The organism is Shewanella sp. S1-58-MNA-CIBAN-0166 (genome assembly GCF_040310085.1).
GTDB lineage: Bacteria > Pseudomonadota > Gammaproteobacteria > Enterobacterales > Shewanellaceae > Shewanella.
Window position 1 is genome coordinate 51,125 of sequence record NZ_JBEOPN010000017.1, and the last position, 23,804, is coordinate 74,928.

Annotated in this window: 23 protein-coding genes and 1 pseudogene; 21 read left to right on the forward strand and 3 right to left on the reverse strand. The window is 41.3% G+C overall.

The window, feature by feature from the left end:
* Positions 1-3: 3 nt before the first annotated feature.
* From mioC to glmS, 17 genes and pseudogenes are all read left to right on the forward strand, one after another.
* Positions 4-444, forward strand: a complete 441-nt coding sequence (mioC, locus tag AAEY99_RS11885; protein WP_351010606.1) for an FMN-binding protein MioC — start codon at positions 4-6, stop codon at positions 442-444.
* Positions 445-915: 471 nt separating this feature from the next.
* Positions 916-2,806, forward strand: a pseudogene (mnmG, locus tag AAEY99_RS11890) (tRNA uridine-5-carboxymethylaminomethyl(34) synthesis enzyme MnmG).
* A gap of 112 nt (positions 2,807-2,918) precedes the next feature.
* Complete coding sequence (rsmG, locus tag AAEY99_RS11895) at positions 2,919-3,539, forward strand: 16S rRNA (guanine(527)-N(7))-methyltransferase RsmG (RefSeq protein WP_101087354.1); 621 nt, start codon at positions 2,919-2,921, stop codon at positions 3,537-3,539.
* Between the two features lie 62 nt (positions 3,540-3,601).
* Complete coding sequence (locus AAEY99_RS11900; RefSeq protein WP_101087353.1) at positions 3,602-4,390, forward strand: ParA family protein; 789 nt, start codon at positions 3,602-3,604, stop codon at positions 4,388-4,390.
* Between the two features lie 9 nt (positions 4,391-4,399).
* Complete coding sequence (locus tag AAEY99_RS11905) at positions 4,400-5,281, forward strand: ParB/RepB/Spo0J family partition protein (RefSeq protein ID WP_101087352.1); 882 nt, start codon at positions 4,400-4,402, stop codon at positions 5,279-5,281.
* Positions 5,282-5,506: 225 nt separating this feature from the next.
* Positions 5,507-5,890, forward strand: coding sequence for an ATP synthase subunit I (locus tag AAEY99_RS11910; protein WP_101087392.1), 384 nt, complete (start codon positions 5,507-5,509; stop codon positions 5,888-5,890).
* A 12-nt stretch (positions 5,891-5,902) separates the two neighbouring features.
* A complete protein-coding gene (atpB, locus tag AAEY99_RS11915; protein ID WP_101087351.1) occupies positions 5,903-6,697 on the forward strand; it encodes a F0F1 ATP synthase subunit A in 795 nt (264 codons plus the stop codon).
* A 65-nt stretch (positions 6,698-6,762) separates the two neighbouring features.
* The gene (gene atpE, locus AAEY99_RS11920) at positions 6,763-7,014 is read left to right on the forward strand and encodes a F0F1 ATP synthase subunit C (RefSeq protein WP_011639455.1); all 252 of its coding nucleotides are present in this window, start codon (positions 6,763-6,765) and stop codon (positions 7,012-7,014) included.
* Between the two features lie 37 nt (positions 7,015-7,051).
* Entirely contained in the window at positions 7,052-7,522 is a 471-nt protein-coding gene (atpF, locus tag AAEY99_RS11925; protein WP_101087350.1) for a F0F1 ATP synthase subunit B, read from the forward strand.
* A 16-nt stretch (positions 7,523-7,538) separates the two neighbouring features.
* Positions 7,539-8,072, forward strand: coding sequence for a F0F1 ATP synthase subunit delta (atpH, locus tag AAEY99_RS11930; RefSeq protein WP_101087349.1), 534 nt, complete (start codon positions 7,539-7,541; stop codon positions 8,070-8,072).
* A gap of 14 nt (positions 8,073-8,086) precedes the next feature.
* Positions 8,087-9,628 carry a F0F1 ATP synthase subunit alpha gene (gene atpA / locus AAEY99_RS11935; protein WP_101087348.1) on the forward strand — a complete coding sequence of 514 codons (1,542 nt, stop codon included), beginning with the start codon at positions 8,087-8,089 and terminating at the stop codon, positions 9,626-9,628.
* Positions 9,629-9,681: 53 nt separating this feature from the next.
* A complete protein-coding gene (atpG, locus tag AAEY99_RS11940) occupies positions 9,682-10,542 on the forward strand; it encodes a F0F1 ATP synthase subunit gamma (RefSeq protein ID WP_101087347.1) in 861 nt (286 codons plus the stop codon).
* A gap of 35 nt (positions 10,543-10,577) precedes the next feature.
* Positions 10,578-11,969, forward strand: coding sequence for a F0F1 ATP synthase subunit beta (atpD, locus tag AAEY99_RS11945; RefSeq protein WP_101087346.1), 1,392 nt, complete (start codon positions 10,578-10,580; stop codon positions 11,967-11,969).
* A gap of 36 nt (positions 11,970-12,005) precedes the next feature.
* Entirely contained in the window at positions 12,006-12,434 is a 429-nt protein-coding gene (locus AAEY99_RS11950; protein ID WP_101087345.1) for a F0F1 ATP synthase subunit epsilon, read from the forward strand.
* 148 nt (positions 12,435-12,582) lie between these two features.
* Positions 12,583-13,947, forward strand: coding sequence for a bifunctional UDP-N-acetylglucosamine diphosphorylase/glucosamine-1-phosphate N-acetyltransferase GlmU (gene glmU, locus AAEY99_RS11955; RefSeq protein ID WP_351010608.1), 1,365 nt, complete (start codon positions 12,583-12,585; stop codon positions 13,945-13,947).
* A 154-nt stretch (positions 13,948-14,101) separates the two neighbouring features.
* Entirely contained in the window at positions 14,102-14,872 is a 771-nt protein-coding gene (locus AAEY99_RS11960; RefSeq protein WP_351010610.1) for a DeoR/GlpR family DNA-binding transcription regulator, read from the forward strand.
* 37 nt (positions 14,873-14,909) lie between these two features.
* Positions 14,910-16,739, forward strand: a complete 1,830-nt coding sequence (gene glmS / locus AAEY99_RS11965; protein WP_162024237.1) for a glutamine--fructose-6-phosphate transaminase (isomerizing) — start codon at positions 14,910-14,912, stop codon at positions 16,737-16,739.
* A gap of 416 nt (positions 16,740-17,155) precedes the next feature.
* On the opposite strand, the gene AAEY99_RS11970 is transcribed toward glmS, so the two are convergent.
* Positions 17,156-17,653, reverse strand: a complete 498-nt coding sequence (locus AAEY99_RS11970; protein ID WP_101087341.1) for a fasciclin domain-containing protein — start codon at positions 17,651-17,653, stop codon at positions 17,156-17,158.
* A 191-nt stretch (positions 17,654-17,844) separates the two neighbouring features.
* Between AAEY99_RS11970 and AAEY99_RS11975 the strand changes: the two genes are divergently transcribed.
* Positions 17,845-18,108 (forward strand): DUF805 domain-containing protein, encoded by a 264-nt coding sequence (locus AAEY99_RS11975; protein ID WP_351010611.1) that lies wholly within the window; start codon positions 17,845-17,847, stop codon positions 18,106-18,108.
* A gap of 165 nt (positions 18,109-18,273) precedes the next feature.
* On the opposite strand, the gene AAEY99_RS11980 is transcribed toward AAEY99_RS11975, so the two are convergent.
* Both AAEY99_RS11980 and AAEY99_RS11985 read right to left on the reverse strand, forming a co-directional pair.
* On the reverse strand, positions 18,274-19,467 hold the full coding sequence (locus tag AAEY99_RS11980) for a class I SAM-dependent rRNA methyltransferase (protein ID WP_351010612.1): 1,194 nt from the start codon (positions 19,465-19,467) through the stop codon (positions 18,274-18,276).
* Positions 19,468-19,966: 499 nt separating this feature from the next.
* Entirely contained in the window at positions 19,967-20,632 is a 666-nt protein-coding gene (locus AAEY99_RS11985) for a class I SAM-dependent methyltransferase (protein ID WP_335692765.1), read from the reverse strand.
* A gap of 548 nt (positions 20,633-21,180) precedes the next feature.
* Between AAEY99_RS11985 and AAEY99_RS11990 the strand changes: the two genes are divergently transcribed.
* The 3 genes from AAEY99_RS11990 to AAEY99_RS12000 all read left to right on the forward strand — a co-directional run bounded on the left by AAEY99_RS11990 (position 21,181) and on the right by AAEY99_RS12000 (position 23,801).
* Positions 21,181-22,356: a porin gene (locus AAEY99_RS11990; RefSeq protein ID WP_101087337.1), complete on the forward strand. Its 1,176-nt coding sequence runs from the start codon at positions 21,181-21,183 to the stop codon at positions 22,354-22,356.
* Positions 22,357-22,470: 114 nt separating this feature from the next.
* Complete coding sequence (locus AAEY99_RS11995; protein WP_101087336.1) at positions 22,471-23,001, forward strand: FMN-binding protein; 531 nt, start codon at positions 22,471-22,473, stop codon at positions 22,999-23,001.
* Positions 23,002-23,012: 11 nt separating this feature from the next.
* The gene (locus tag AAEY99_RS12000; protein WP_351010628.1) at positions 23,013-23,801 is read left to right on the forward strand and encodes a PepSY-associated TM helix domain-containing protein; all 789 of its coding nucleotides are present in this window, start codon (positions 23,013-23,015) and stop codon (positions 23,799-23,801) included.
* Positions 23,802-23,804 lie beyond the last annotated feature (3 nt).

Sequence of the window (23,804 nt, forward strand, 5' to 3'; positions counted from 1 at the left end):
AAGATGGCAAAAGTAGCATTATTAGTAGGCACAACATTAGGCTGTTCAGAATATGTTGCCGATGAAATGGCAGCTCAACTTGATGAGTTAAACCATCAAACAAAGGTATTTATTGAGCCTAATATAGATGAATTAGCAGATTTTCCAGTGTGGATCCTTGTATGTTCTACTCATGGAGCAGGCGATCTTCCCGACAACATAGTGCCATTTCATAAGCAATTAATGATCGAAATGCCCGATCTTAACCATATAAAGTTCGCTTTATGTGCAATTGGTGACTCTAGTTACGATACTTTCTGCCAAGGGCCAGAAAAAATAACCGCACTACTTTTACAAAATGGATCTAAAGCCATTGTGGATAAGATCCAAATCGATGTGCAACGAGACCCAATACCAGAAGAACCTGCTCTAGCGTGGTTATTGCAATGGCAACATCTTATCTAAGCATATAGATATCCGATCATTGTCTGCATAAATCGTGATCAACTCACAGATTAGATTATACTTATCCACAATATATTACTTATAAGTATAAGTTTGTGGATAAGCTATTATTTTTAGCGATCATAACTCTGTACTATTCACAGTCCGATCTGCTCAATGATCACCCTTGTGGATAACTACCCGATCTATCCCCATGTTATCTTGAGTTTGATCGCGATCAGATCACAGGTTAGTTTTAACTTTACCGTATGATTTTAAACAGAAATAAAAGTTATCAACAGAAAAGTCCGATCCTAATAATAAACATAATAAAAAGATCTATATAAAGATCTTAAGATCTATTAAGCAAACCGCATCTTGATCAATCAATGAAAAATGATCGTTCACGTTCAGACGAGCAAGTGCTAAAATGATCCAATCGAAAAAAGAATAAATTCGAATTTAACTTTCTTAGCTATCAAAGGTCAGATAATGCATTTTCATGAACGGTTTGATGTAATTGTTGTTGGTGGTGGTCATGCCGGAACTGAAGCAGCACTTGCAGCTGCAAGAATGGGCTCAAAAACATTATTGTTGACCCATAACATCGACACACTTGGCCAAATGTCTTGTAATCCTGCAATAGGCGGGATTGGTAAAGGCCACTTGGTAAAAGAAATTGACGCCTTAGGTGGAGCAATGGCAACCGCCACTGACTTTGCAGGTATTCAATTTAGAACATTAAATTCAAGCAAAGGTCCTGCCGTTCGTGCAACACGTGCCCAGGCAGACAGAGCGCTGTATCGTCAAAAAATCCAACATATATTACAAAACCAACCTAATTTACGTATATTCCAACAGGCTGTTGATGACTTAGTTGTTGAAAGCGATAAAGTTGTTGGTGTAGTAACACAAATGGGTTTAGCTTTCGAAGCACCAGCAATTGTGTTAACAACCGGTACATTCTTAAGTGGTAAAATCCATATTGGTATGCAGAATTACAGTGGTGGTCGCGCAGGTGATCCACCGGCAATTGCATTAGCTAATAGATTACGTGAATTAAATATCCGTGTTGGCCGTTTAAAAACTGGGACACCACCACGTATCGATGCTAATACCATTGATTTTACACAAATGACTGAGCAAAAAGGTGACACACCACTGCCAGTAATGTCATTTGTTGGTGATGTTAGTCAGCATCCAAGACAAGTTTCATGTTTTATCACTCATACCAATGAGAAAACCCACGATATTATTCGTGGAGGACTTGATCGTAGCCCTATGTATTCAGGTGTTATAGAAGGGATTGGACCGCGTTATTGTCCGTCTATCGAAGACAAGATCCACCGTTTTGCAGATAAATCATCACATCAGATATTTATTGAGCCTGAAGGCCTAAGCACTAATGAAATTTATCCAAACGGTATCTCAACCAGTTTACCGTTTGACGTACAGTTAAATTTAGTCCGTTCAATTAAAGGCATGGAAAACGCTGAAATTATGCGTCCTGGCTATGCTATTGAATATGATTACTTTGATCCACGCGATCTTAAAAACTCATTAGAAACTAAAGCCATCGAAGGACTTTATTTCGCTGGTCAAATTAACGGTACTACTGGTTATGAAGAAGCCGGAGCTCAAGGTTTACTTGCTGGGATGAATGCATCACTGCAAGTTCAAGGCAAAGCAGCTTGGTGTCCTCGTCGTGATGAAGCTTATTTAGGTGTTTTAGTTGACGATTTATCAACCTTAGGTACAAAAGAACCATACCGCATGTTTACCAGCCGTGCGGAATATCGTTTATTACTTCGTGAAGATAATGCCGATTTACGTTTGACTGAAAAAGGCCGTGAATTAGGCTTAGTTGATGACAAGCGATGGGAATCATTTATTGCCAAAAGAGAATCGATCGAATTAGAACTTCAGCGCTTGCGCAGCCAATGGGTTCACCCAAATTCAGCTTTATTAGGGGTACTTAATCCACAATTAAACACCCCCTATTTCACGTGAAGCATCATTTGAAGACTTGCTACGCCGTCCTGAAATGGATTATGCAAAGCTTATGTCATTAGAGGGTTTTGGTCCTGGACTTGAAGATCAACAAGCAGCTGAACAAGTACAAATTCAAGTTAAGTACTCTGGTTACATTCAGCGTCAGCAAGATGAAATTGATAAAGCGATCCGTCATGAAAACTCATTATTGCCACTTGATCTGGATTATCAAGAAGTGCCTGGTTTATCAAATGAAGTGATCGCAAAACTCAATAATCATAAACCTGACACAGTTGGACAAGCATCACGGATCTCAGGCATTACTCCTGCAGCGATCTCAATTTTGCTAGTACATTTGAAAAAACGAGGATTATTGCGAAAAATCGCATAAATATAGTTATTTTTTCAACTCAATACCACAAGGGAAGCCATAAGGCTTCCCTTAGTGCTTTTACGGCTTCATAATAACTGCCGTCTTTATCATGCAACCTACGAGGCTTTCTGTGTTATCTGCCCAACTTAAAACCTATTTAGCTGAAATGAATATGTCGGCCACTGAATTACAACAAAAACAATTAATAGGTTTTGTTGAAATGCTTGATAAATGGAATAAGGCTTATAATCTCACCGCCGTTCGTGATCCTGAGCAAATGTTAATCCGTCATGTTATGGACAGTTTAACCGTTTCTCCTTATCTTGAAGGACAACGTTTTATCGATGTGGGAACTGGCCCTGGTTTACCCGGGATCCCATTAGCGATTATGAATCCAGATAAGCAGTTTGTGTTGTTAGACAGTTTAGGTAAACGGATCCGTTTTCAAAAACAGGTTCAATTTGAATTAAAAATTAATAATATTACCTCGGTAGAAAGCCGTGTTGAAGCTTATAACCCAGAGATTAAATTTGATGGTGTGTTAAGTCGAGCATTTGCATCTATTCAAGATATGCTCAGTTGGTGTCATCATTTACCGACTGAGAAAGGCACTTTTTATGCGTTAAAAGGCCAGTTAAATCAGCAAGAATTACAAGATATGCCAACAGGATTTTTGTTGGTAGAAACCATTGTATTGCATGTACCAACGTTAGATGAACAGCGACATTTATTAAAAATTGCTAAGCAATAACTCGCATTTCTTTCGCTAATTAAGCTAACCGGACATCAATAACTTTAAGACAGGATGACATTGTGGGTAAAATCATTGCCGTAGCCAACCAGAAAGGTGGCGTTGGAAAAACAACAACTTGCGTTAATTTAGCCGCATCACTTGCCGCCACAAAGCGTAAAGTGTTGTTGATCGATTTAGATCCTCAAGGTAATGCGACTATGGGCAGTGGTGTCGATAAATATGAAGTCGATAACACCGCTTATGAATTATTAGTCGAAGAAAAACCCTTTGCCGAAATAGTCATTAAAAATACCATAGGTAAATATGATTTGATCGCGGGTAATGGTGATGTCACTGCTGCTGAAATTAAATTAATGGAATTTTATGCGCGTGAGATCCGTTTACGCAACGCATTAGCACCGATCAAAGATGATTATGACTTTATCTTTATTGACTGCCCTCCATCACTCAATATGTTAACTGTAAATGCCATGTCGGCTGCTGATTCTGTACTTGTGCCAATGCAATGCGAATATTATGCCTTAGAAGGCTTAACGGCATTAATTGACACTATTACCAAGCTAGGCGCCATGGTTAACCCTACATTAAGCATAGAAGGCATTTTGCGGACTATGTATGATCCGCGTAATCGTTTATCTAATGATGTATCTGATCAACTCAAACAGCATTTTGGTGAGAAAGTGTATCGCACTGTCATACCGCGAAATGTTCGTTTAGCTGAAGCACCTAGTTTTGGTGCACCTGCCATGTATTACGACAAATCAAGTGCCGGAGCCAAAGCCTATTTAGCCCTGGCAGGTGAAATAATCCGTCGTGCAGAACAGCAAACTCAACCAAAACAAGCGTAGGATACAAAAATGACCATAAAAAAACGCGGTTTAGGTAAAGGCTTGGATGCCTTATTAAGCCACAGTAATACTGCTAGTCGTAAAAATGATCAAGTAGAAGAGCAGCAATCTGCAACGTTAAATGACTTACTACACCTTGATCTTGATTTATTACAACCAGGTAAATATCAACCACGTAAAGATATGTCGCCAGAAGCACTAGAAGAGCTAGCTGAATCAATTCGTGCTCAAGGTGTTATACAACCTATTATTATTCGTAAAATATCTGCAACTAATTATGAAATTATTGCCGGTGAACGTCGTTGGCGTGCCGCTCAACTAGCCAAACTTGATAAAGTACCGTGTATTGTAAAGCAAGTAGCTGATGATGCTGCGGTCGCTATCGCGCTAATTGAGAATATTCAACGTGAAGATTTAAATGCAATGGAAGAAGCCATTGCCTTGCAACGATTATTAGAAGAATTTGAATTAACCCATCAACAAGTGGCTGATGCAGTTGGTAAATCCCGTGTTAGTGTGTCTAATTTATTGCGTTTAAATAGCCTTAATGAGCCTGTTAAACGTTTGTTGGAAAATGGTGATATCGACATGGGCCACGCGCGGGCTTTATTGGCGGTAGAAGGCGATGAACAGACTAATTTAGCTCGATTAGTGGCCTCAAAAGAAATGACTGTTCGAGAAACTGAACGATTAGTTAATAAAGCCCTAAATCCGGCTAAAGACGCCGAAACACCAGCTAAAGATCATGATGTTAGTCGTTTAGAACAAGAGTTAATTGAAAGACTCGGTGCCAAGGTTGCCATCAATCATGGCAGTAAAGGTAAAGGCAAAATTGTAATAAATTACCAGAATCTAGCTGAATTAGACGGAATTTTAAGTAAAATCCGCTGAAATGTGCAACAAACCAATTTCATTAGTAAGTTTGTGACATAGCTCTAATTTTAGTTTTTGATTATTTAGCGCTGAATCGTGCGTAAAATCGTTGTTTTACTATCATCAAAGTTGCAAACAAAGCGCGAAAAGGTATACTTTGCAGGCTTTTTGAATCTTAAGGCTAGTTTAATATATTAAATTTAACATTAGGACCGCGAAAGGCAATAATGCGGAGATATGAAGTTGGGTAATGTTTTAGCGCGTCGTGGCAGGTTAGCAGCCTATAAATTAGTGCTGGTACAAGCGACAGTCGCGTGTATTATTTCAACACTATTTTTCGTTATGTGGGGAGCACAGTATGGCCTATCTGCGCTAGCAGGTGGCGTAATTGCTGTACTTCCTAATTTTGTATTCGCAACCCTAGCTTTCTCACATAGTGGGGCAAGCTCTGCAGCAAAAGTGATTAAAAGCTTTTACTGGGGGGAAGCGGTAAAGATGCTATTAACCATTGCATTATTTTCGTTAGTGTTTATCAATATAAAAGTTGGATTTATGCCGCTTTTTACCTGTTACTCATTAGTGTTAGTTGTACATTGGATAGCACCTTTATATTTCAAGCAAAGTTAAGTGGGATGAATCATGTCTGCAACTGGTGAAGAAATGACACAGCAGAGCTATATCCAACATCACCTTACCAATCTAACAGTTGGTGAAGGATTTTGGACTTGGAACATTGATTCGTTGCTCTTTTCGGTTGGGCTTGGAATGTTGTTCTTATGGCTGTTTTACCGTGCCGGCAAAAAAGCGACCACAGGCGTTCCTGGCAAATTTCAATGTTTTGTCGAGATGATTGTTGAGTTCGTTGATAGCAGTGTGAAAGAAACTTTTCACGGCCGCAATCCTGTTATTGCGCCTTTAGCTCTGACAATTTTCGTCTGGATTTTCATGATGAACTTCATGGATATGATCCCAGTCGATTGGTTACCTTCACTGGCTTTATTAGCTGGTGTTCCATACCTAAAAGTTGTCCCGACTACAGACGTTAACATTACCTTCAGCTTAGCTCTTGGTGTGTTTGTGCTGATTATTTATTACAGCATTAAAGTCAAAGGTGTTTCAGGTTTTGTTAAAGAACTAACATTTCAGCCTTTTAACCATTGGGCAATGATACCCGTCAACTTATTATTAGAAACAGTAACTTTAGTTGCGAAGCCGATTTCATTGGCTCTACGACTATTTGGTAACTTGTACGCTGGTGAGTTGATATTTATCCTTATTGCATTGATGTACGGTTCTAACGTGGCGTTATCTGCTCTAGGTGTAGGATTACAACTAGGTTGGTTAATTTTCCATATTTTAGTTATTACTTTACAAGCATTTATTTTCATGATGTTGACCATTGTTTATTTAAGCATGGCGCATGAAGATCACTAAGGGTAACCGAAAATTTTTTTGACCTAAATCATTAATAACAACGATTTAGAATATTGGAGATAGATATGGAAACTGTATTAGGAATGACGGCAATTGCTGTTGCTCTACTCATTGGTATGGGTGCATTAGGAACAGCTATTGGTTTCGGCCTTTTAGGTGGAAAGTTTTTAGAAGGTGCAGCTCGTCAGCCAGAAATGGCGCCTATGTTACAAGTTAAAATGTTCATCGTAGCGGGTCTTCTAGATGCCGTAACTATGATTGGTGTAGGTATTGCGCTATTTATGCTATTTACTAACCCATTGGGTGCAATGCTTTAACTAACGCTTCTGTCTTTAATCTAACTAGGAGGCTGTTGTGAATTTCAACGCTACCCTATTCGGTCAGACGGTTGCCTTTATTCTCTTCGTGTGGTTTTGCATGAAGTTTGTATGGCCTCCGTTGATGAATGCCATCGAAGAACGCCAGAAGAAAATTGCTGATGGTCTGGCTGATGCCGGCCGTGCAGCAAAAGATCTAGAGTTAGCACAAATTAAAGCTACTGAGCAACTAAAAGAAGCAAAAGTAACTGCCAACGAAATTATTGAGCAAGCTAATAAGCGTAAGGCTCAAATCGTTGAAGAAGCTAAAGTTGAAGCGCAAACTGAGCGAGCTAAAATTATCGCTCAGGGTCAAGCAGAAATTGAAAACGAACGTAATCGCGTGAAAGATGATTTGCGTAAGCAAGTTGCTCTACTAGCTATCGCTGGTGCAGAGAAAATTCTTGAACGCGTGATAGATCCAGAAGCCCACAGTGACATAGTTAATAAACTTGTTGCTGAAATTTGATTAAGGGAGTTGAGTTATGGCTGAATTAAGCACCATCGCTCGCCCTTACGCAAAGGCAGCTTTTGATTTTGCTGTTGAGCATAAAGCAGTAGAAAGTTGGACAGAAATGTTAACTTTCGCTTCATTGGTAAGTGAAAACGAATCAATAAAGCCACTGCTTAATGGTACTCTCGCGAGTACACAACTTGCCTCACTTTTTATAAAAGTATGCGGTGAGCAAGTCAATGAGCAAGGTCAAAACCTGATAAAGGTAATGGCTGAAAACGGTCGTTTAGGGATACTGTCAACAGTATCGCTACTTTTTGCTGAATACCGTAATGAGTGGGCAAAAGAAGTTGAAGCCGATGTGGTTTCTGCTACTGAGCTAAGCTCTGAGCAACAGCAGCAAATTAGTGTTTCTTTAGAGAAACGTCTCGCACGCAAAGTTAAGCTGAATTGCAGCATCGACGCATCGCTTATTGGCGGTGTAATTATTAAATCAGGCGACCTAGTCATTGATGGCTCGGTAAGCGGTAAGTTATCGCGTTTGTCTGAAAAGCTGCAGTCGTAATTGGGAGTTTGAGCATGCAACTGAATTCCACTGAAATCAGCGATCTGATTAAGCAGCGGATCCAGCAGTTCGACGTCGTTAGTGAAGCTCGCAACGAAGGTACAATCGTTGCAGTAAGTGACGGCATCATTCGCATTAACGGCCTAGCCGATGTAATGCAAGGTGAAATGATCGAACTGCCTGGTGGCTGTTTTGCAATCGCGTTGAATTTAGAACGTGATTCTGTCGGCGCCGTAGTAATGGGGCCTTATGCTAATTTAGCAGAAGGCGATAAAGTAAGAACCACTGGTCGTATTCTTGAAGTACCGGTGGGTCGTGGTCTACTTGGCCGCGTTGTTAACACTCTAGGTGAGCCTATTGACGGAAAAGGACCTATCGACAACGATGGTTTCTCTCCTGTTGAAGTGATTGCCCCAGGTGTTATTGAACGTAAGTCAGTATCACAACCAATTCAAACTGGTTATAAAGCCGTTGATGCCATGATCCCTATTGGTCGTGGTCAACGTGAATTGATTATTGGTGACCGTCAGACTGGTAAAACAGCGATGGCAATCGATGCAATTATCAACCAGAAAGAGTCAGGCATTAAGTGTGTCTATGTAGCTATTGGTCAGAAAGCTTCTACCATCGCTAACGTAGTACGCAAGCTTGAAGAACATGGTGCATTAGCTAACACTATTGTTGTTGTTGCCTCAGCTTCTGAAGCTGCCGCACTACAATATTTAGCGCCATATTCTGGTTGTTCTATGGGTGAATACTTCCGTGACCGCGGTGAAGATTCTTTAATCGTATATGATGATTTGTCTAAGCAAGCAGTTGCTTATCGTCAAATTTCACTACTATTAAAGCGTCCACCAGGACGTGAAGCATACCCAGGTGATGTTTTTTATCTACACTCTCGTTTATTAGAGCGTGCTTCACGCGTAAACGTGAATTATGTAGAAAAGTTCACTAAAGGTGCAGTAACAGGTAAAACCGGTTCGTTAACCGCTTTGCCTATTATTGAAACCCAAGCTGGTGATGTATCAGCGTTCGTACCGACTAACGTAATTTCTATTACAGATGGTCAAATCTTCCTTGAGACTGATTTGTTTAACTCTGGACTACGTCCAGCAGTTAACCCAGGTATTTCAGTTTCTCGTGTTGGTGGTGCTGCGCAGACTAAAATCATCAAGAAACTGTCTGGCGGTATTCGTACTGCACTTGCACAGTATCGAGAGCTTGCTGCGTTCTCACAGTTTGCGTCTGATTTAGATGATGCAACTCGTGCTCAACTTGAGCATGGTGAGCGTGTAACCGAATTAATGAAGCAAAAGCAATATGCTCCTATGAGCGTTGCTGCCCAGTCTGTGTCTATTTTCGCAGCTGAAAAAGGCTACCTTAAAGGTGTTGCTTTAAATGAAATCGGTCGCTTCGAGGCCTCTCTGCTTTCATACATGAACAGTCAACATGCTGACCTAATGAACACCATCAATGCTACTGGCGATTATAACGCTGATATCGAAGGTGAGTTAAAGGCAGGCATGGACAAGTTCATTGAAACCCAAACCTGGTAATAATGAACACGGGGTGTCATTAGGCACCTCAGGTCCCAGATTGGAGAGTAGAGATGGCCAGCGCTAAAGAGATTAAAACCAAGATCGCGAGTGTTAAAAATACTCAGAAGATCACTTCCGCTATGGAAATGGTTGCCGCCAGCAAAATGCGCAGAGCGCAAGAACGCATGGCAGCTAGCCGTCCATATGCAGAAAATATGCGTAAGGTGATCGGTCACGTAGCGCAAGGTACTCTCGAGTATAAACACCCCTATTTAGAGGTGAGAGATGCCAAGCGGGTTGGTTACATTGTTGTAGCAACCGACCGTGGCCTTTGTGGTGGTTTGAACGTCAACCTCTTTAAAAAGGTTGTGTCAGACGTTAAAAAATGGAAAGAACAAGGTGCAGACGTTGAGTTTTGCCCAATTGGTGCCCGTTCTGTTCAGTTTTTTAAAAGCTTTGGTGGTGAAGTTTCCGCCCATGCATCAGGTTTAGGCGATGCGCCAAAACTTGTTGATTTGATTGGCACAGTACGTGTCATGTTAAAAGCTTACAACGAAGGTAAATTGGATCGTCTGTACATTGTGTTTAACAAGTTTGTTAATACAATGACCCAGACTCCGGTGATCGAACAGCTGCTACCTTTACCTAAGTCAGATGAAGAAGTAGCTAGTTATCCTTGGGATTATATTTACGAGCCAGATCCAAAAGAAGTTTTAGATCTATTGTTAACTCGTTATGTAGAGTCTCAAGTATATCAAGGTGTTGTTGAGAATATTGCCTCTGAACAAGCTGCCCGTATGGTAGCTATGAAGGCGGCAACAGACAACGCTGGCGAAATGATCGATGATTTGCAACTCGTCTATAACAAGGCCCGTCAGGCTGCGATTACGCAAGAACTGTCGGAAATTGTATCAGGCGCTGCAGCGGTTTAGGTTTAGGTAACGAAATCAAGTTTAGAGGATTAATCATGAGCACAGGTACTGTTGTCCAAGTAATTGGCGCGGTTGTGGACGTAGAGTTTCCACAAGATTCTGTACCTCGAGTATATGACGCTCTGAAGATCACTGGTGAAGGCGCCTGTAATGGTTTGGTGCTGGAAGTTCAGCAGCAACTAGGTGGTGGTGTTGTTCGTACCATCGCTATGGGTTCTTCTGATGGTCTGCGTCGTGGTCTAGAGGTAGCAAACTCAGGTTCACCAATTACTGTTCCGGTAGGGGTTGCAACCCTTGGCCGTATTATGAACGTATTGGGTGAGCCTATCGATGAAGCGGGTCCTATTGGTGAAGAAGAGCGTTATGTTATTCACCGTGCAGCCCCTTCATACGAAGATCAGTCAAATTCAACTGAGCTATTAGAGACGGGTATCAAGGTTATCGACCTTGTTTGTCCTTTCGCTAAAGGTGGTAAAGTCGGTCTGTTCGGTGGTGCTGGTGTTGGTAAAACAGTCAACATGATGGAACTGATTAACAACATCGCTAAAGCTCACTCTGGTCTTTCTGTTTTCGCTGGTGTTGGTGAGCGTACCCGTGAGGGTAACGACTTCTACTACGAGATGGAAGATTCAGGCGTATTAGACAAAGTAGCCATGGTTTATGGTCAGATGAACGAGCCTCCAGGTAACCGTTTACGCGTAGCGTTAACTGGCCTGAGTATCGCTGAAAAGTTCCGTGACGAAGGTCGTGACGTATTGTTGTTCGTGGACAACATTTACCGTTACACCTTAGCGGGTACTGAAGTATCTGCACTACTAGGTCGTATGCCTTCTGCAGTAGGTTATCAGCCAACACTAGCTGAAGAGATGGGTGTTCTTCAAGAACGTATCACTTCAACTAAGTCTGGTTCGATTACTTCTGTACAAGCAGTATATGTACCTGCGGATGACTTAACTGATCCGTCACCAGCTACAACCTTCGCTCACTTAGATGCGACTGTTGTATTGTCTCGTCAAATTGCATCTTTGGGTATTTACCCAGCGGTTGACCCATTGGATTCGACTTCACGTCAGTTAGATCCACAGGTTGTTGGCCAAGAGCATTATGATGTTGCAAACGGTGTACAAACTGTATTACAGCGTTATAAAGAGCTGAAAGACATTATTGCTATCTTGGGTATGGATGAATTGTCAGATGATGACAAAACCATGGTATTCCGAGCACGTAAGATTGAGCGTTTCTTATCTCAACCTTTCTTCGTAGCAGAAGTCTTCACTGGTTCTCCAGGTAAGTACGTTTCTCTTAAAGACACAATTCGTGGCTTCAAGGGTATCTTGGAAGGTGAGTTCGATCACATCCCAGAGCAAGCGTTCTACATGGTTGGCTCAATCGATGAAGCTGTCGAAAAAGCTAACAAAAAGAAATAACTAGGCCGTAAAGCTTAGTTCTTTAAGGAGAACTTGATGGCAGCCAAAACAGTCCAACTTGATATTGTTAGTGCCGAAAACAGCATCTTCCATGGCCAAGTTAGCTTTTTAGAAGTTAATGGTGCTGAAGGTGAGTTAGGTATTATGCCTAACCATGTTGCGTTACTGACAAAAATCAAGCCTGGTATGGCGCGCTTTATCAAGCAAGATGGCAGTGAAGAAGTGTTGTATTTATCAGGTGGTTTACTTGAAGTACAACCTACTGCAATTTCAGTGCTTGCTGATGTAGCATTACGTGCCGATGATATTGATGAGAAAGCTGCTTTAGAAGCCAAAGAACGTGCAGAGCAAGCAATTGCTAATGCCGGTACTGACTTCAATTATGAAGCTGCTGCAATCGAATTAGCCAAATCTATGGCTCAATTACGTGTTGTTGAATGCATCAAGAAAAATATCACCAGATAATCTGATTATTTGACGCTTAAAAGGCGACTCTTACGAGTCGCCTTTTTTATTGCCTATTACTGGCTAACTTAGCGCCTTTATTTTCACTTTGGTTCGTATTCCGCTAAAATGTCTGCAAATCTCTATCTGTTCATTAAAGGAATGCTCAATGTCGTTAAATGTTGTGATCTTAGCTGCAGGAAAAGGAACTCGGATGCGCTCAGATCTGCCTAAAGTGCTGCATCCCATTGCCCATAAAAGTATGGTGCAACATGTTATTGATACTGCCAATTCTTTAGGGTCATCGGCTATTCAGTTAGTGTATGGCTATGGTGCAGATAAATTACAAGCGGCTTTAGGTGAGCAAGCATTAAATTTGGTATTGCAAGCAGAACAACTCGGTACTGGCCATGCCGTTGCCCAAGCTAATCCAAATATTAACGACGACGACACGGTATTGATTCTTTATGGTGATGTGCCACTAATTCAACAATCAACCTTAGAAGCTTTATTGGCCGTTCGTCCTGCTAATGGTCTTGCTATCTTAACGGTCAATTTACCTAATCCAACAGGTTATGGTCGTATCGTTCGTGAACAGGGTAAAGTCGTCGGAATTATTGAGCAAAAAGATGCTAATGCTGAACAGTTAGCCATTAACGAAGTAAATACCGGCATTATGGCGGTACCCGGTAAGCAGTTAAAAGCATGGTTAAATCGTTTATCTAATAATAATGCTCAAGGCGAATACTATTTAACTGACATTATCGCTATGGCTAATGCCGATGGTGTTGAAATTACTACCTCACAACCACAATCAGCTATTGAAGTTGAAGGTGCTAATAACCGCGTACAACTTGCGCAGTTAGAGCGAGCTTACCAAGCTCGAGCTGCTGAAAAAATGATGCTTGAAGGCGCTAATTTACGCGACCCTGCCCGTATTGATATTCGCGGTAACGTGACCGTTGGTATGGATGTGATGATTGATGTTAACGTTATTTTTCAAGGTCAAGTGACCTTAGGTAATAACGTCACAATTGGTGCTGGTGCTATTTTGATTGATTGCGACATTGCCGATAATGCCGAAATTAAACCTTATACTATCGTTGAAGGCGCTAAGCTTGGACAAGCTGCGAGCGCAGGACCTTTTGCTCGCTTACGCCCAGGGGCAGAGCTTAAAGAAGATGCTCATATAGGCAACTTTGTTGAAATTAAAAAGAGTGTATTAGGTAAAGGTTCAAAAGCAGGCCACTTGGCTTATTTAGGCGATGCACAAATTGGCGCAGGCGTTAATATCGGTGCCGGTACGATTACCTGTAACTATGACGGTGCCAATAAGTTTATTACTACTATTGAGGATGGTGTATTCGTCGGTAGTGATACCCAGTTAGTTGCGCCTGTTACCATAGGCAAAAATGCCACGTTAGGTGCCGGCTCAACCATAACCAAAGATGTAGCAGAAAATGAACTGGTGATTACACGCGTTAAACAGCGTCATATTACCGGTTGGCAACGGCCGATTAAAATAAAAAAATAAGCTTTAATATTCTAAAATCTAAAAGCCTCTGCATATGTCAGAGGCTTTTTTTGTACTTTTATTTCAATTTTTGAGCGATAAGATCTAGATAAAGTTTCATTTGGTGCTAAAATATCTTTCGTTTCGAAACTTATGTGAAAGATAGTTAATTTAAATGACTAAACGTAACACCCAGCAACGTCGCCACTCGATTATTAAATTGGTTAATGAACAAGGCGAAGTCAGTGTCGATGAGCTAGCAAATCTATTTGCCACTTCAGAAGTCACTATTCGCAAAGACTTAGCCATGCTTGAAACTCATGGGCTATTGTTACGACGTTATGGTGGGGCGGTGCCTGTACCTCAAGAAATGACTCAAATTACCAATGAACAACTGTCTTTAAACAAGCAAGCTATTGCAGCTAAAGCCGCTGAGCTTATTCGTGATCATAACCGAATTATTATTGACAGCGGCAGTACGACTTCAGGTCTTGTGCAACAGCTAAATGACAAGCGCGGCTTGGTGGTGATGACTAATTCATTGCAATTGGCAAACGCCATTCATGAACTTGAAAATGAGCCGACATTATTGATGACCGGTGGCACCTGGGACCCTCACTCAGAGTCTTTTCAGGGCCAAGTGGCAGAGCAAGTATTACGTTCATATAACTTTGACCAACTTTTTATCGGTGCCGACGGCATTGATCTCGATCGTGGCACCACCACATTTAACGAACTAACCGGCTTAAGTAAAGTAATGGCTGAAATGTCTCGTGAAGTCGTGGTGTTATTAGAGTCGACTAAAATTGGCCGACGGATCCCTAATCTAGAATTACCTTGGGATGTGGTTAATGTCTTAGTTACCGACGACAACATCACCCAAGAAGCCGTTAACACTATTTCAGCGCATGGCGTCAGAGTCATACTCGCGCCATACACTAAGTAAACAAAATTAAATTGAAACAGTAAAGGAAACAACTAACATGTGTGGAATCGTAGGCGCAGTGGCGCAAAGGGATGTTGCAGAAATTTTAGTAGAGGGCTTACGTCGTCTAGAATACCGTGGTTATGACTCAGCTGGCATTGCTGTTATCCATCAAGGTGAGTTAAGCCGTACTCGCCGCGTTGGTAAAGTACAAGAGTTGTCGTCTGCACTTGATGCCGCACCGTTAAGTGGCGGCACCGGTATTGCCCATACTCGTTGGGCAACTCATGGTGAGCCAAGCGAACGCAATGCACACCCACATTTATCTGAAGGTGATATTGCCGTTGTTCATAACGGTATTATTGAAAACCACGGTAAATTGCGCCAGATGTTAAAAGGTTTAGGTTATGTATTTTCATCAGACACCGACACCGAAGTTATTTGTCACCTTGTTCATCATGAACTAAAGACAGCAGCGACATTATTAGTGGCAGTACAAGCGACAGTAAAACAGCTTGAAGGTGCCTATGGTACAGTTGTTATCGACCGTCGTGATAGCGAACGTATGGTTGTTGCCCGTAGCGGAAGCCCATTAGTGATTGGTTACGGTTTAGGTGAAAACTTTGTTGCCTCTGATCAACTAGCACTGTTACCTGTAACACGTTCATTTGCCTTTTTAGAAGAAGGTGACGTTGCTGAAATTACGCGCCGTGAAGTTAACATTTTTGACGTTAATGGCAACGCCGTTCAGCGCGAAATGAAAGAGTCTGAAGTGACTCATGATGCCGGTGACAAAGGTGAATACCGTCACTACATGCTGAAAGAGATTTACGAGCAACCAACCGCCATTACACATACTCTAGAGGGTCGTATTGCGGGGGGTAAGGTTTTAGATTCAGCTTTTGGTGAAAATGCTGCTGAATTTTTAAAAGACATTAAACACGTGCAAATTATTGCCTGCGGTACCAGTTATCATGCGGGTATGGCCGCGCGTTACTGGTTAGAGGATTGGGCTGGCGTATCGTGTAATGTTGAAATTGCATCTGAGTTCCGTTATCGCAAGTCGCACTTATTCCCAAATAGCTTATTAGTGACTATTTCACAGTCTGGTGAAACAGCTGATACATTAGCGGCAATGCGCCTAGCAAAAGAAATGGGCTACAAAGCCACCTTAACTATTTGTAACTCAGCTGGTTCATCGTTAGTCCGTGAATCTGACATGGCTTACATGATGAAAGCTGGCGTAGAAATTGGTGTTGCATCAACTAAAGCCTTTACCGTTCAACTAGCTGGCTTGTTAATGTTAACAACGGTTATTGGCCGTCATAATGGCATGTCTAGCGACATGGAAGCGGCTATTACTCAAAGCTTGTTATCAATGCCAGCAAAAGTAGAACAAGCACTTGGCTTAAATGATGCAATTGCAGAATTAGCAGAAGACTTTGCCGACAAACAACATGCATTATTCTTAGGCCGTGGTGATCAATACCCCATCGCTATGGAAGGGGCATTAAAGCTAAAAGAGATTTCATATATTCACGCAGAAGCTTACGCATCTGGTGAGTTAAAGCACGGTCCATTAGCTTTGATTGATGCCGATATGCCAGTTATCGTGGTTGCGCCAAACAATGAATTACTCGAAAAGCTTAAATCGAACGTTGAAGAAGTGCGTGCTCGTGGCGGACTAATGTATGTGTTTGCCGATGTTGATGCTGAGTTTGAATCAGACGACACCATGAAAGTTATCCAGGTACCACATTGTGATCAGTTCATGGCACCGTTAATTTACACTATTCCATTACAGTTATTGTCATATCATGTGGCATTAATTAAAGGTACTGATGTAGACCAACCACGAAATTTGGCTAAATCAGTTACAGTTGAATAAGATTTTGATTTAATTGTTTATTTTAATAAAAACGGTTTCTTAGGAAGCCGTTTTTATTGGGTGAAATAATATTATAGCGTAATGGGATAATTGACCATTAATAGTCTGGTTGTTAAATCTGTCTATTTCGATAGGGGCATTTTATTCCCGACGAAGATTATCGCCGCCCCAGTTTTAAATGGGGTTTAGCTAATTAAAGATACTATTGGAGTCGTTGAAGGCTATTGAGGATTGTTTAAATATGGCTATTAAGCTGTCTCGGCAGCCAGTTAACTACGTCACAAGCAAGGTATTATCAAAGCATTGATTGGTTACTATTGTGTGCTGGCTTAAATCGTTCAGCACAACAGAATCGGGGGCGTGGAATGTATCCTATGCCCCCGACAGTGATTAATTGCTTAGTAATTGCTTAGTAATTAGTTAGGTAGTAGCACTGTGTCAATCACGTGGATGACGCCGTTGCTAGCGTTAACATCTGTCATGATAACTTTTGCATTGTTTACCATCACATTACCGTCTTTTACTTCAATGGTAACTGTTTGTCCTTCAACTGTTGTTGCGCTATCTAGCTTAACTACATCAGCAGCTAACACTTTGCCAGCTACAACATGATAAGTTAATACCGCGACAAGCTTATCTTTGTTCTCTGGTTTTAGTAGCATTTCTACAGTGCCTTCAGGCAACTTTGCAAATGCATCATCTGTTGGTGCAAATACCGTAAATGGACCTTCGCCTTTCAGCGTTTCAACAAGTCCTGCCGCTTTAACTGCAGCTACGAGAGTGGTAAACGAGCCATTTTCAACCGCTACATCAACAATGTCTTTTTTCATACCATGATGTTCGGCATAAGAAACAGATGAGAACGCTAAACTAGCCACTACAAGAGTCAGTATCGTAGATATTTTCTTTAACATTTTATCTTCCTTTTAGGTGTGTACCATTTTGAGTTCAGCATTAGTTACGCAGTAGTTAATCAACTAGATCAATTTTGTTTCAATGAACTTGTGAGATGACGTTGTGTGCACTTAGGGGGTCAATACCACTGAAATAAGTCTAATTGCATAAAGCTGACAGGAAGATATAACGATGGTGATATTCATCATGGATGTTTTTATGGGTCGGTATTCTGAATATTGTCTTAGCTGTACTTGGTTTAGATACCATTTCAGCGATAGTGAGTCTTGCGCTATTAGTTCCAAGTCTTAGTATTGCAGCTAGAAGGTTACATGACACTGGCCGTTCTGGCTGGTGGCAATTAATACTATTAATCCCAATTATTGGTTTAATTGTTCTGATTGTTTTCTTAGCTCAAGACAGCCATGATGTAAATGATTACGATGTTAACCTTAAGTTGGGTGTTCCAACATAAAACCGATCAAGATATCGTGAGGCGGCTAATACTCATGTTGACTTAAATGCGTTTTGATTGCGTGACTGATATTATCGGCATAAGACTTCGTAGAGCTTACAGTGATTTTACCCAACAAAAAGGGAACAGATACTGTTCCCTTTTTGCTATCTATCATTCGCTAATTTACCAGACTCTGGCAACCAAACCCTTTAGGTAATAACCTTCAGGGAATGCGCTGCTAATTGGGTGATCGCTGGCTTGGTGCATGCGTTCAATAAATTGCACTTCACGCTTAGCATCAAGTGCGGCATCGGCAACCACTTTTTGGAATAGGTCTGACTGCATTAAGCCTGAACACGAGAACGTCAGTAATATTCCACCTGGATTAAGTAATTGCATCGCAATCATATTGATGTCTTTATAACCGCGACATGCGCCATCGAGTTGCGACTTATTGTCGGCAAACTTAGGCGGGTCTAAAACAATAACATCAAAGGTTTTACCTTCATCTCGGTACTGGCGTAGTAATTTGAATACGTCAGCTTCGTTATAGCTTACATGGTCATCATTAAGGTTATTAATGGCCATATTATCGCGAGCAGTTTGCAGCGCTAAGGTTGATACATCGACGTTTTCAATACTCGCAGCGCCTGCTTTGGCGGCATATAAGCCAAAAGTACCGGTGTAACAGAAACAGTTAAGTACTGACTTACCCTTGACGAAACGAGCCGCCATAGCACGGTTGTCACGCTGATCCAGATAGAAACCTGTTTTATGACCTTTAATAACATCGACGGCAATCTTAATACCGTTTTCTTCGATGATGACGGGCATAGCAGGTAACTCCCCGTGCAGTAATCCTACAACCGGAGTCAGGCCTTCTTTCTTTCTTGAGTCGACATCTGAACGCTCATAGACAGCGCAGTCCGGATATTGAAGAACCAGTTGCTCAACGATAGTGTCGCGCCATTTTTCAGCACCAGTGCTTAACAGTTGGCAAACCAATACGTTGGCATAACGGTCTATGGTGATACCGGGTAAACCGTCCGATTCAGCCGCGATTAAGCGATAACCCGTTAGACCTTGTTCGCGGATCAAATCATCACGTCCTGCTTGGGCTCTTTTTATGCGTCGGGCGAAGAAGTCGGCATCGATAGTTTCGTCTTTGTCGAAAGTCCATATCCGCACTTGGATTTGAGATTCTGGCGACCAGGCACCGCGTCCGAGCCAATGCCCGTCGTGCGCCACTACTTCAACAGTGTCACCAGCTTGCGGTTTTCCGCCATTGACGTTGTGAATTCCATTGGAAAATATCCAAGGGTGGCGACGCTCTAATGAACGCTCGCGGCCAGGTTTAAGTTTAATTCTGATAGCCATGGTATTGCCTAATGTAAAGTATAAAAGGGGTAAAAAAGAGTTATCGCGCATCTAATAACGATGCCATATAAGCCTAATCGAAATTGAATATAGGCTTGGGGTAATGCCTCAATAATTGAGTGCATTAGCCAGGGGGCGACAAAATGGGATCATAGCCTGTTTTGAGCCTAAAAACCTGACAAATAATTAAATGGTTGGCTTAGTGTGGTGCGGTTAATGTCTATTCTGGCGGTTGAGTCGGTAATTATTGCTTATTCCATCCAGCATTAAAGGTATTTTGTTGCGTTATAGCGAGATTAAACGGTGCTGGTGGTTGATGCACAATCAAATATGCCTACAGACTTGTGATGATGTTTTAGATCGAGTGATTAACGTGATGCTTTTGCTAACCGTCAAACACAAGGCCACAAGCATTCGGTAGCAATTATGCCAGGCGTTGCTGAATCCCAGTATTTGAACACACTGATTACTCGTACTCGATAGTGGCAATAATACTTGATTAGGTGACGATATTACCACGTGAAAAAACCAGAATGTAGCCTTTAAAGGGTAGAGCTAAATAGTCGGTGTGTATTGGTTTAAAATGGCTGCTGATGAAACCGAACTCAGCTAATTTTACACTGAGTTTATTCTTTCTACCTCTACCGGGGTCTACAATGATGACGTCACATTTTTTACTGGCATGGTTTTTAATAAAATAAGCCAATAACTGCACATGCTCATCTTCATAGAGTAAATCGCTGCCAATGATGACGTCAAAAAGTCCCAGCTTACTGGTGTCATTGGCCCAATCTACTCGCTCAAAAGCAATGTTTTTACCATTGTTGAGTTTTGTATTTCGGTTAAGGAACTGCTCAACTTCTGGGTGATAGTCGGTTGCGGTAATATCGGCATGTTTTTCGTTGAGGAGTAAGCTTGATAATGCGATTCCACAGCCTATTTCTAGAATTCTTTTACCTTCGGTTTTGTAATCCAACATATAGTTTGCCAGCACTAAGCTTGATGGCCATACAATGCCAAAAATAGGCCAGCTTGCAGAGGATATTCCGAGTTTTTCAGCAACACCTGTAGGGTCATAAAATTCTTGATTATTACGTAAGGTGCATAGATGAACATCTATGTCACCAAATTCAACGGTTTGGTAGCTTAAGCGAAGAGCTGTCATTGGGCCGTCTCAAAAATTGAGCGCTCAGCCAGCTATCGAGGACAAATAAATGACAAAACGAAGAGGTTTTAGTTAGGTTATAGCAGTTCGTTAGAAAGGCAATGTATTTAACTAACTGTTAGGTTTTGTTAGACTTAGATCTTTGTTAAAAGCATTATAGTATTGTATTTTTACCTACTCGATGGAACTCAGTTGGATTAATGTTCTGTACAGATATTAACTCATCTATAACTGATAATGTCGGCGCGAAAAGTTGGTTTTTACTCACTCCGGCACCAGATTAGCACCTCTATTTGTATTTCAATAAAACCCCGTTTCTACCAATTTATAACATCATTCTGGCCCGTCATCAGTGTTAACTCTTTTTATCAATATTTGTATCTGTTGTGACATTTCACTGTTATTTGTGATTGTTAATAATGTGACATGCGTATCACAAACTTAATGATAATGGTTTGCATTAACATGTTCGTTATGTATAATTCACGAAAATTTACATTGGTTTACACAACACAGTAGTTGTTTACATTGTCTAATCGGGATGAGATATGAAAAAAACGTTAATTGCTGCAACACTATTTAGTCTTTTGGCTAGCAATCAAGCTATGGCTTCTGACGAAACGACTGAACTACGTCAGATTATTGAGCAGCAGCAGAAAGTGCTTAAAGATCTTGAAAAGCGTCTTGAGCAAACTGAAAAGCGTGTAGAAACTACTGCAGATGTAGTAGAAGCGAGCGCATCAAGTAAGTCGGCTACCACTATTGGTGGTTATGGTGAATTACACTATAACAATATTAGCAATAACCAAACCGGTACCGACAAAAAAGAATTCGATTTTCACCGTTTTGTATTGTTTGTGGGTCATGAGTTTAACAGCACCACTCGTTTTTTCTCTGAACTAGAAGTTGAGCACTCAATTGCCGGTGAGAGTCAAAATGGCGAAGTTGAGCTAGAGCAAGCTTATATCGAGCACGATTTTAATGAGATGCTTACCGCTAAAGCAGGTTTATTCTTAATGCCAGTAGGTATTATCAACGAAACTCACGAACCAACGGTATTTTACGGTGTTGAGCGTAACCCGGTAGAAAAAGATATTATTCCTGCAACATGGTGGGAAGGTGGTTTAAACCTTAATATTAAAGCCGCTCCAGGTTTAGCTTTTGACACTGCAGTGACTTCTGGTTTGTATTTGGACGAAAGCTCAGGCTATAAAATCCGTAACGGTCGTCAAAAAGTATCTGAAGCGAAAGGCGAAGATTTAGCTTATACCGGCCGCGTAAAATACACTGCAGTACCGGGTTTAGAATTAGCTGCCACGGTTCAGTATCAGTCTGACTTAACTCAGGGGACTGCTGGTGTTGATAGCGCTTCTGCTACATTGTTAACAGCACACGCTATTTACAGCATTGAAAACTTCACTGTTAAGGCATTATTCGCCCAGTGGGATATTGATGGTAAAGAAGCTGAAGCATTAGGTCGCGATAAGCAAAATGGTTTCTATATTGAGCCTTCTTACCGCATTAATGAACAGTTTGGTGTGTTTGCTCGTTATAACGAGTGGGACAACAATGCGGGTGATAGTGCCGATACTAAGAAAAAACAAACCAACGTGGGTGTTAACTACTGGTTACACGAAAACGTAGTGTTTAAAGCTGATTACGAAAACATTGGTGGAGCTGCAGATTCAGACGGTTTCAACCTAGGTGTTGGTTACCAGTTCTAATTGCTGAGCATTCAGTAAAAGCACGCATCGATGAAACAGATTATCGGTAAAATTTTGGGTGCCAACAGTGTATATTGTCGGCACCCTTATTTTTGTTCTTGGCTAAGGATTGATATGCAGGCAATATTACGATCATATTTGATGTTATTTATGATGGGGTTAGCTGTTTATTTTTCGGCATTTAGCGCTGTAGCAACACAGTATCAGTCAAATGACGCCTTTATTAGCCAAGCATTTAATGGCAATGCTGGCGAGTCTAAAGTGTTGTGGTTAGATGATGATCTCAAACAAGCCGTAGAAGCTATTTTAGCCCATCGTTTTAATAAAATGCGTATGCGTTACTGGCTACACAATGATGAAACCGTTTGGATAATGGACGAAATAGGCAAGGAATCGCCGATTACGGTGGCTATTCATATTAAAGACCATCAAATTATGCGGACTAAAGTGCTAATTTATCGTGAAAGTCGCGGTGACGAGGTTCGTCATGATTTTTTTACAGACCAATTTAAGCTGGCCAAGTTAGATGACCAACATCAGCTTGATAAGCATATAGACGGGATTACTGGTGCAACATTATCAGTAAGAGCGTTAACTAAGTTATCGCGCATTGCATTGTTACTTCATGCGCATGTGGTGCAATAAACCACGTTTCAATTCTAGCGGATCATTTCAAGCAGGTTAGTGTGACAAAAACATCTCGACGTAACCGTTTTAGACTTAAGATTTTGCGAGCCCTTCGTCCTTGGCACCGTCGCTTAGGATTAGCGAGTGCGTTATTTATCTTATTGTTAGTGCTGACTGGCGTAGCGATAAATCACAGTGATGATTTTGGTTTAGACCAAGCACCGGTTACCCAGTCGTGGTTGCTTGATTATTATGGTATTGCTCCTCCTTCTCATGTTGCTCAGTTTGGTGTTGCACCTACTGCATTATATATTACCGATAATCTATTGTGGCAAAACCAACATATGATTTTAGAGTCCAATGCGACCTTAATTAGTGCCAGCTATGTCGGTAACATGCTGGTGGCCATAGATGCACAGCAACTGTATTTATTTAATGATCTTGGTCAGTTACAAGAAACTCAAAATGCCAGCACCGGACTTCCGTCTGGTTTGTTAGCGCTAGCGATTGTTGATGGCCGGGTGTGGTTAAATACTGAAGATGGTGTATTTCAAGCAGATGAGCAACTCATCGATTGGCAAGCTATTGCGCCGTTAACAGCACCTGTTTGGCTGAGTGAAAGTAAATTTGTGGATAAAGAGGTTGTTAATCTTGCGCGCAGCGCTAACTTACATTGGCAACGCGTAATGCTAGATCTGCATAGTGGTCGCTTATTTGGATCATTAACGGTTTGGCTGTGGGACTTATTCGCGCTAGCATTACTAATGGTATCTCTCAGCGGCTTTTGGATTTGGTTAAAACAAAAACCACCGAGATAATCT

What these genes read in the sequence shown, in the direction of transcription:
- mioC (WP_351010606.1), top strand. Translation starts at nt 4, where the DNA reads ATGGCAAAAGTAGCATTATTAGTAGGCACAACATTAGGCTGTTCAGAA.
- AAEY99_RS11905 (WP_101087352.1), top strand. Translation starts at nt 4,400, where the DNA reads ATGACCATAAAAAAACGCGGTTTAGGTAAAGGCTTGGATGCCTTATTA.
- atpB (WP_101087351.1), top strand. Translation starts at nt 5,903, where the DNA reads ATGTCTGCAACTGGTGAAGAAATGACACAGCAGAGCTATATCCAACAT.
- atpE (WP_011639455.1), top strand. Translation starts at nt 6,763, where the DNA reads ATGGAAACTGTATTAGGAATGACGGCAATTGCTGTTGCTCTACTCATT.
- atpH (WP_101087349.1), top strand. Translation starts at nt 7,539, where the DNA reads ATGGCTGAATTAAGCACCATCGCTCGCCCTTACGCAAAGGCAGCTTTT.
- atpA (WP_101087348.1), top strand. Translation starts at nt 8,087, where the DNA reads ATGCAACTGAATTCCACTGAAATCAGCGATCTGATTAAGCAGCGGATC.
- atpG (WP_101087347.1), top strand. Translation starts at nt 9,682, where the DNA reads ATGGCCAGCGCTAAAGAGATTAAAACCAAGATCGCGAGTGTTAAAAAT.
- atpD (WP_101087346.1), top strand. Translation starts at nt 10,578, where the DNA reads ATGAGCACAGGTACTGTTGTCCAAGTAATTGGCGCGGTTGTGGACGTA.
- AAEY99_RS11950 (WP_101087345.1), top strand. Translation starts at nt 12,006, where the DNA reads ATGGCAGCCAAAACAGTCCAACTTGATATTGTTAGTGCCGAAAACAGC.
- glmU (WP_351010608.1), top strand. Translation starts at nt 12,583, where the DNA reads ATGTCGTTAAATGTTGTGATCTTAGCTGCAGGAAAAGGAACTCGGATG.
- AAEY99_RS11960 (WP_351010610.1), top strand. Translation starts at nt 14,102, where the DNA reads ATGACTAAACGTAACACCCAGCAACGTCGCCACTCGATTATTAAATTG.
- glmS (WP_162024237.1), top strand. Translation starts at nt 14,910, where the DNA reads ATGTGTGGAATCGTAGGCGCAGTGGCGCAAAGGGATGTTGCAGAAATT.
- AAEY99_RS11970 (WP_101087341.1), bottom strand. Translation starts at nt 17,653, where the DNA reads ATGTTAAAGAAAATATCTACGATACTGACTCTTGTAGTGGCTAGTTTA.
- AAEY99_RS11975 (WP_351010611.1), top strand. Translation starts at nt 17,845, where the DNA reads ATGTTTTTATGGGTCGGTATTCTGAATATTGTCTTAGCTGTACTTGGT.
- AAEY99_RS11980 (WP_351010612.1), bottom strand. Translation starts at nt 19,467, where the DNA reads ATGGCTATCAGAATTAAACTTAAACCTGGCCGCGAGCGTTCATTAGAG.
- AAEY99_RS11985 (WP_335692765.1), bottom strand. Translation starts at nt 20,632, where the DNA reads ATGACAGCTCTTCGCTTAAGCTACCAAACCGTTGAATTTGGTGACATA.
- AAEY99_RS11990 (WP_101087337.1), top strand. Translation starts at nt 21,181, where the DNA reads ATGAAAAAAACGTTAATTGCTGCAACACTATTTAGTCTTTTGGCTAGC.
- AAEY99_RS11995 (WP_101087336.1), top strand. Translation starts at nt 22,471, where the DNA reads ATGCAGGCAATATTACGATCATATTTGATGTTATTTATGATGGGGTTA.